The 7,280-nt window shown below is 64.8% G+C and carries 8 protein-coding genes; all 8 read right to left on the bottom strand.

Features of this window, described 5'->3' with window-relative positions; all coding sequences use genetic code 11:
• Positions 1-254: Sir2 family NAD-dependent protein deacetylase (locus ACE3UY_RS20900; protein WP_374689412.1), on the bottom strand; the 254-nt coding region annotated here is incomplete at its 3' end.
• A gap of 38 nt (positions 255-292) precedes the next feature.
• Positions 293-1,042 (bottom strand): SCO1664 family protein, encoded by a 750-nt coding sequence (locus ACE3UY_RS20895; RefSeq protein WP_374689411.1) that lies wholly within the window; start codon positions 1,040-1,042, stop codon positions 293-295.
• Positions 1,043-1,054: 12 nt separating this feature from the next.
• Entirely contained in the window at positions 1,055-1,570 is a 516-nt protein-coding gene (locus ACE3UY_RS20890) for a DUF3090 domain-containing protein (protein WP_374689410.1), read from the bottom strand.
• 9 nt (positions 1,571-1,579) lie between these two features.
• Positions 1,580-2,338, bottom strand: coding sequence for an MSMEG_4193 family putative phosphomutase (locus ACE3UY_RS20885; RefSeq protein ID WP_374689409.1), 759 nt, complete (start codon positions 2,336-2,338; stop codon positions 1,580-1,582).
• Between the two features lie 120 nt (positions 2,339-2,458).
• A complete protein-coding gene (mrdA, locus tag ACE3UY_RS20880; RefSeq protein ID WP_374689408.1) occupies positions 2,459-4,939 on the bottom strand; it encodes a penicillin-binding protein 2 in 2,481 nt (826 codons plus the stop codon).
• A 4-nt stretch (positions 4,940-4,943) separates the two neighbouring features.
• On the bottom strand, positions 4,944-5,444 hold the full coding sequence (gene mreD / locus ACE3UY_RS20875; RefSeq protein WP_374689407.1) for a rod shape-determining protein MreD: 501 nt from the start codon (positions 5,442-5,444) through the stop codon (positions 4,944-4,946).
• A 2-nt stretch (positions 5,445-5,446) separates the two neighbouring features.
• Complete coding sequence (mreC, locus tag ACE3UY_RS20870) at positions 5,447-6,301, bottom strand: rod shape-determining protein MreC (protein WP_374689406.1); 855 nt, start codon at positions 6,299-6,301, stop codon at positions 5,447-5,449.
• Positions 6,302-6,325: 24 nt separating this feature from the next.
• A partial coding sequence (locus tag ACE3UY_RS20865) for a rod shape-determining protein (RefSeq protein ID WP_374689405.1) occupies positions 6,326-7,280 on the bottom strand: 955 nt, incomplete at its 5' end.

The raw sequence follows: 7,280 nt of genomic DNA, 5'->3' as shown, positions 1-7,280 counted from the left end.
GGGTTCGGCTGTGCGGCCAGGACGACGTGCAGGAGGGGGCGCAGCCAATCATAGAAGGCTTGCGGCCGGTGGCGGAAGGCGTAGATTGTCGCCACCTCGGCCATATCGACCGCTTTTTCCCAGAGGCCGGATTGGGGAGTACGGTAATCGGGAATGCCCGACGGCGTGCTGATGCCCGCGCCCGTCAGGGCCACGACGTGACGCGCTTCGTGGATGAGATCGGTAGCCTGGGCAATGCGCGCGTCGTCGTTCACGAGGAATCATCTGCGTAATCTGCGGATTCTTTTTCTTCTTACACCGGCGGCCAGGGGTAGTGGCGGCCGGGGCCGGGCTGGGGGAAGTTGGCCCGGTCGATGAGCCGGTTGAGCCGCCGGTTCATCGCGGCCAGCTCCGGCTCGGCCAGCAGTTGGCCGAGCGCGATCAGCGTCTCGTCCTCGGCCTGGCCCAGTTGCGTGCGCAGCGCCACCAGGTCTTCCTTCAAGGGGGGCGGGATGGGCGTCCCGCCGAACTCCCAGATGACGGTGCGCAGCTTGGGCTCAGTGTGGAAGCAGATGCCGTGGTCGATGCCCCACAGCCGGCCGGGGCCGTTCGGGTCGCCCGCTTCCTGCAACAGCACGTGGCCCGCCTTGCGGTCGGCGTTGTTGATCAGGATGTCCAGCAGGGCGATCTTCTGAAGTTGCGGGCGCAGCGCGGCGTCCCCCTCGAAGGTCAGATAGTGGCGGGCCGGGTCGTGGTCGATGTAGAGTTGGATGGTGCCCAGGCCGTGGTGGGCCTCGCGCAGCACCGTGGGCGGAACAATGTGCCAGCCCAGCGCCTCGCTGACCAGGAAAGCGGCCTGTTCGCGTTGGCAGAGCGTGCCCTGGGGGAAGTCCCACAGCGGGCGCTCGCCGCGGCGCGGCTTGTAGACGGCCCCCACCTGCAACGCTCCCTCGCAGATGCGCGCCAGGAAGGCGTAGTTAGAACTCCACGGCAGAATCCCCTCGATTTCGACCGCGCCATTCTGTAACAGGTGCAGGACATCGCCTATTGGCAACTCTGTCATGTGGCGCCAATTCTAATGTCTGTGCCCATTGCGATTGGGGCAGAAGTGGCCTTCCGGGTCAATGGGACGGCCGCAGTTGCCACACACCGGCCGCCCTTGTCTGACTACTTCGGTGACGTGCTTGACCAACGACAGGACTTGCGCCCGGCTGGCCCAGAAGCTGACCACATTGGGGTCTTCGCCCTCCTCGACCAGTTCGTAGGCGATGATGACCACCAGATCGTGATCCTCGCTGTAGCCCAGGCCCATGTTGCCGACTCGGAAAAGCTCCTCTACCGGTTCGCGCAGCCGCATATCCATCCACACCGGCTCCGTGCCCTCGCGCGAGGCGGCCGGGCGTTTGCGATTTAACTCTTCGAGGAATGACTCCAGGCTGCTGCCAAGCAGCACGGCCTGCTCCTTCTCGATGGTTAACGAGACGGTCTGCGCGCCGCGCCCGCCCTGCAAGAAGAAGGTGCGCTGGCCGGGCGGGCCGATAGTGCCGACCGTCAGGTGAGTTGCCGGGTTCAGGTCAATCTGGTGAGCCATGACTCCCTCTCACTCCTCCTCATCGGGCGCGACAGCGGCGGATGGTTCGCGACCATTGGCCCCGGGTGGGGGCGCTTCGGCCGCGGACTGCTCCTTCCTGGCCGCCCTCTTCTTGCCCTTTTTCTCCTTTTTGCTCTTTTGCTCGGGAGCGCGCGCCGCAGGCATCTTAAGTGGGCCGTCGTCGTTCATGCGCAACACCCGCACCACGCCGTCGGGACTCAGCGAGATGATGCTGACTGACGCCGGTGAGATGACCAGCCGTTGGAACAGGTCCAGATGGACGCCCAGGTAGTGCGCCAGCAAGAGGCGAATCACGTCGGCGTGAGAGACGACGACGATCAGTTCCTTCTCGTGCGTCGCGGCCAGTTCTTCGAGGGCCTGGATGGCGCGGGACTGCACTTCGCGCAGCGCCTCGCCGCCGGGGAAACGGGCGCGGCTGGGGTAGAACTGGACGGCGCGCCATAGCGGCTCCTGCGCCAACTTCTTGATCTTCTTGCCTTCCCACTCCCCGTACTGCACCTCGCCGATCTCGTCCAGGTGTTGGACGGCCAGGCGGTGGGTATCGGCGATGTAGGTGGCCGTCTCCACACAGCGCGTCAAGGGGCTGCTGTAGACAGCCTTGACCGGCAACGCCGCCAGCCGTTGGGCCGCGGCCTGAGCCTGCTGGTGACCCGCCTCGTTCAAGTGAACGCCGGACAGCCAACCGGCCAGCTTGTTCTTTTTCGAAAAGTCGTTTTCGCCGTGCCGTACGAGGATGATCGTTGCCATGCGAAAATGATAGCACAAAAGGGGGCAGCGTGTACTTGTTCGTAGTCAGGCGATTCATCACCGTTCTTCATTCCTGCGCGAAGAACGGCGATGAGTCGCCTGACTACAAACGGCGAACTGTCATTCGCCGGGCAGTGGCTCCACCGGGGCAACCTCGGGCGTCTCGGGCACGATGGCCTCTTCAGCGCCTTCCGGAGTAGCCGGCGCATCCAATTGGGGCAACTCCGGGTTAAAGACAGTCGAGCTACAGACCTCCGGCAATTCGGCCGCCTCTTCCGGCGTCAGACCGCCCGTCAGCGACGCATACTGCCCCAGGCCAAAGTAGGCGGCCATTACGTGGCAGGCGACCGGCGCCGCCCACTGCGACCCCTCGCCGCCGTTGAAGATGAAGACCGACACGGCGATCTGCGGGTCGTCGTAGGGAGCATAGCCGGTGTACCAGGAGTGCGTGGGCAGGATGCGCCGCTGGGCGATGTCCTCGAACCGGCACCAGCCGCGCTTGATAGCGATGTTGTCGCAGTACTCAGCCGATCCCGTCTTGCCGGCAGTGTTCACGCCCTGTCGCTCCATCTCTTCCCAATCCACGTAGGTCGCGCCGGTGAAGTACTCGGTGTCGCTCATCCGGTTGTTGACCATCTCCATGCCCTGAGCGACGATATCGATATAGCGCTTGTCCACGGCCAGCGTATCCACCACTTCAGGTTGGAAGATAGGCTCGCCGTTGGCGTCAAATTGCACGTTGATGGTCGGGTCATCCAGCGGATTGCCCTCGGCGTCGGTCAGGATGGTCTCGCCGTTGCGTCCAAGGCGGGCGCGGGCGAGAATCTTGCCGTCCTTGTCGGTGACGACCACGTTGCCGTCAGCGTCCGTCATGTGGTGGATGATACGCGGCCGGAAGAGGAAGCCGCCGTTGGCGATGACCGCGCCCATCTGCGCCACCTGGAGTGGCGTGGCGGTCATGAAACCCTGGCCGATGCCCAGGTTGTAATCATCGCCGGTGGACCACGGTTCGCCCTGTGTCTGGCGCTTCCAGGCGCGCGTGGGCAGGTTGCCCTGGGCCTCCAACGGCAGTTCGATGCCCTGGACGCGGCCAAAGCCGAACTGCTGGCCGTAGAGGTCAATGCGGTCGACCGTCAGCCCCTCGACGAATTCGCCGTCCTGGTCGAAGCCGCCGCTGATCTTGTAAAAGTACACGTCGCACGAGTTGGCGATGCCCAACAACATATTGATCGCCCCATGCCCCTCCAGATTCCAGCAGACGAACGGCTGGACGCGACCGGGGTCGTTGGGCGCGAAGCGATTGGGGATTTCGATGGTGCCGGGGTCGAAGAGATAGCGCTCCGGCGCAATGGTGCCTTCCTCCATGGCCCCGGAGGCCGGAACCAGCTTGAAGGTCGAGCCGGGCGGGTAGGTGCCGCTGATGGCGTGGTTGACCAGCGGCGTATACTCGTCGCGGGCCAGGCTGAGATAGTAATCAACCGGCACTTCGGTCTGGAAGCGATTGTTGTCAAAGGTAGGCAGGTTGACCATCGCCAGCACCTCGCCCGTCTTGGGGTTCAGGGCGACGACAGCCCCCTGCACACTTTCAGGAAAGGTTCTTTCGCCGGTGATCTCGTCAACCCGCCCCTCGGCCTCATTAGCGGCCAAGAACTGGCCCAGGATATCGTAGGCAATCTCCTGCAGGCGCAGGTCGAGCGTCAGGTGCAGGTTCAGCCCGGCTTGCGGTTCCTGGGCCTCGCCGATCTGCCGCACCTCGCGGCCGGTCCAGTCCTGCTCGATGCGCCGCTGTCCCCGCTGCCCGGCCAACTCGATCTCCATCGAGGACTCCAGACCGGCCCAGCCGACGCGGTCATCCCGCTCGTAGTTCAACTCATCGATCCAGGCCTGGTTGGGCACGGGGCCCATGTAGCCGATGATGTGAGCGGTATATTCGCCCGACGGATATTCGCGCAACGGCTGCGGCAGGACGCGCACGCCGGGCAGGAAGATGCTCTGCTGCTCGATGAGGTAGGCGGTGGAGATGGGCACGCCGGACGTGATGACGGCCGGGAGGTAGGGCGCAAAGCTGTTCTCCTCGACGATGCCTTCGATGCTGTCCGGTATTTGTCGCAGGACGCCGGCCTCGTCCAGCGTTTCCTCGACCGACGCGCCGTAGATTTCCGCCAGCCGGCTGTAGGTGCTGACCAGTTCCGGGTTAGCGGTGGCGATAAGCGTCTCCTGCTCGACCGTGTTGGTTAAGGGAACGCCGCTCAGTAGCGACAGGCGCTCAAAGATGGCCTGCTGCGCATCCTCGTCGGCGGGCAGGAAGGCGGGCGTGATGGTGATGTTGAAGCTGGGCTTGTTGATCGCCAGCGGCTCGCCGTTGCGATCGAAGATAACGCCGCGTGGGGCGTCGGTCGTCAGGGTAGCAAACTGGTTGCCCTCGGCGCGCTGGCTCAGTTCTGTTCCCTTGGTCTGCTGTACGTAATAGACGCGGTAGACGAGTAGCGCGAGGACGATGATCATGACCAGCCGCATGAATAGCAAGCGGCCGCGAATGCCCGGGATCTGTTGAATCTCCGGGTCGCGTTCCTCCGGTGGCTTCCACCCCATGCTGGACATAGTACTAGAACTCCACGCGGCGCGGCTGGAGCGTGCGCGCGATTGTGTCTAAGAGTAGATAGATGGGGCCGATCAGAACGGCATGAAACGCCAGGATCGGCAGCAGATCGGCCAGCGCCCCCGGTGAAAAACCGCGGCCCAACGCGGCCAGGCCCACGACGTAGAGCGCCAAATAGATGAGCGTGCCCAACACCGCCAGCAAGATGGCGACGAGCAGACGGCGCGGCGGCAAGATGGGCCGGATCAGGAGCGGCGCGGCGACGCCGGCCATGAAAGCCAGCGATGAGAGACCCACCGGCGCGAGCGAGAAGAGATCGACCCAGATGCCGGCGATGAAGGCCCAGATGACGCCCTCTTCCAGACCGCGCGCCAGGCCCCAGGCCAGAGCAACGACGAACAGCAGTTGCGGCTCGACGCCGGCAATGGCGAAGCGCGGCAGCACCGCGGTCTGCACGACCGCCAGCAGAGCCATGATCGGGATGGCGATGTAGAGCGAGACACCCACGGCTATGGCTCCTCGGCGAAGATATCGGTGTTGACCGATTCGAACTCGGTGATCACGAAGACAACTTCAATCCCGGTAAAGTCCACCGCCGGCTGGACGACGGCTCGCTGGAAAAGCTCGGCCTCGTTGCGCTCCACGTCGATGACGCGGCCGATGATCAGGTTTTCCGGGAACTTGGCCCCCAGACCGGACGTGGTGACCAGCTCGCCCACCTCGACCTGGTATTGCAGATCGATCCACTCGATAGTCAGCGGCATGCCCCGACCCGAGCCGCGCAGGATGCCCGTCGCCCGCGTCGTGCCCAGCCGTATGGGGATGGCGCTCGACGTGTCGGTTAGCAGGGCGACCTGAGCGGCATTGTTAGTGACGCGGTAGATCTGGCCCACCAGACCGCGCGCCGACTCGACGGGCATGCCGACGCGCAAACCATCGTCATAGCCCTTGTCGAGCAGGATGCTTTGCAGGGCCGGATTGGTGTCCTGGCCGATCACGTCGGCCATGACACGACTGTACTCTGGGCTATCGGCGGCGCGGTCGAACAACTGTCGCAGCAGTTGGCCCTCGCTTTGCGCCTCCAACAGTTGTTCGTTCTCGCGCCGCAGGGCCTCGTTCTCGGCGGTCAGGCGGTCGATCTCCTCCAGCGCGCTCGACAGATTGCGCGGGCCGGAGACGATGTCGGCCACGGCCTCGGTGCGGGCCGACGTCCAGCCGGCAATGCCCGTCATGGGGTCGCGCAGGAAGCGGAGCACGCCGTCGAGCGTGCCCGTACTGTCGAGGATGGTCAGCAGCATGGCCACGCCGACGAGAATCGCCAGGGTAAACCACCGTATTCGCTGCTGTGTTCGCCCTACATTCATAGCGCACGGCGCGCCGGTCGCGCCTTAATGCCGGGTACTACCCCGATGGAGGCCGACGAGGACGCGCTCGTAGTTATCCAGGTCTTCCAGCACGCGGCCGGCGCCGCGGGCCACACAGGTCATCGGGTCTTCGGCCACCCAGACGCGCATCTTGACCGCGTCTTCCAGCCGGTCGGCCAACCCCTGGATCATTGCCCCGCCGCCGGCCAGACAGACGCCCGTCTCGATCAGGTCGGAGACAAGCTCCGGCGGCGTCTCGTCCAGCGCGTCGAGCACGGTATCGACGATGACGTTAATGGACGGCGACATGGCCTCGCGCAGTTCGATGCTGCTGATCTCGACTACCTGGGGCAGGCCACTGATCAGGTTCCGGCCGCGCACCGACATCGTTTTCTCTTCGGGCAGGGGGAAGGCGGAGCCGATGGCGATCTTCGCTCGCTCGGCCATGCGCTCGCCGACGAGCAGGTTGTACTTGCTGCGGATGTAGGTGATGATGTCCTCGTCCATCTCGTCGCCGGCCACGCGGATGGAGCGGCTGACGACAATGCCCCCCATGGCGAAGACAGCCACCTCGGTCGTGCCGCCGCCGATGTCGACGACCATGCTGCCGCGCGACTCGATGATGGGCAGGCCGGAGCCGATGGCCGCGGCCATGGGCTCCTCGATGAGATAGGCCTCGCGCGCGCCGGCCGAGATGGTGGCGTCGTAGACGGCCCGCTTCTCGACCTCCGTCACGCCACTGGGCACGCCGACGACGACGCGCGGGCGGGGGAAGGGCACGAGCATCTGCTCGTGCGCCTTGTCGATGAAGTATTTGAGCATCGCCTCGGTGATCTCAAACTCCGAGATGACGCCGTCGCGCAGGGGACGAATGGCGACGATGTCGCCGGGGGTGCGGCCGACCATCTCGCGCGCCTCCGCGCCGATAGCCAGCGGCCGGCGCGTGCGCTTGTTGATCGCCACCCACGACGGCTCGTTG

The sequence above is a fragment of the Promineifilum sp. (SeqCode) genome (assembly GCF_041918635.1).
GTDB lineage: Bacteria > Chloroflexota > Anaerolineae > Promineifilales > Promineifilaceae > Promineifilum.
The sequence above is the reverse complement of the archived record's forward strand: the minus strand, read 5'-3'. Positions and strand labels throughout refer to the sequence as shown.

Excerpts from the sequence above, each read along its gene's own strand:
- ACE3UY_RS20895 (WP_374689411.1), bottom strand. The coding sequence starts at position 1,042 with ATGACAGAGTTGCCAATAGGCGATGTCCTGCACCTGTTACAGAATGGC.
- ACE3UY_RS20890 (WP_374689410.1), bottom strand. The coding sequence starts at position 1,570 with ATGGCTCACCAGATTGACCTGAACCCGGCAACTCACCTGACGGTCGGC.
- ACE3UY_RS20885 (WP_374689409.1), bottom strand. The coding sequence starts at position 2,338 with ATGGCAACGATCATCCTCGTACGGCACGGCGAAAACGACTTTTCGAAA.
- mrdA (WP_374689408.1), bottom strand. The coding sequence starts at position 4,939 with ATGTCCAGCATGGGGTGGAAGCCACCGGAGGAACGCGACCCGGAGATT.
- mreC (WP_374689406.1), bottom strand. The coding sequence starts at position 6,301 with ATGAATGTAGGGCGAACACAGCAGCGAATACGGTGGTTTACCCTGGCG.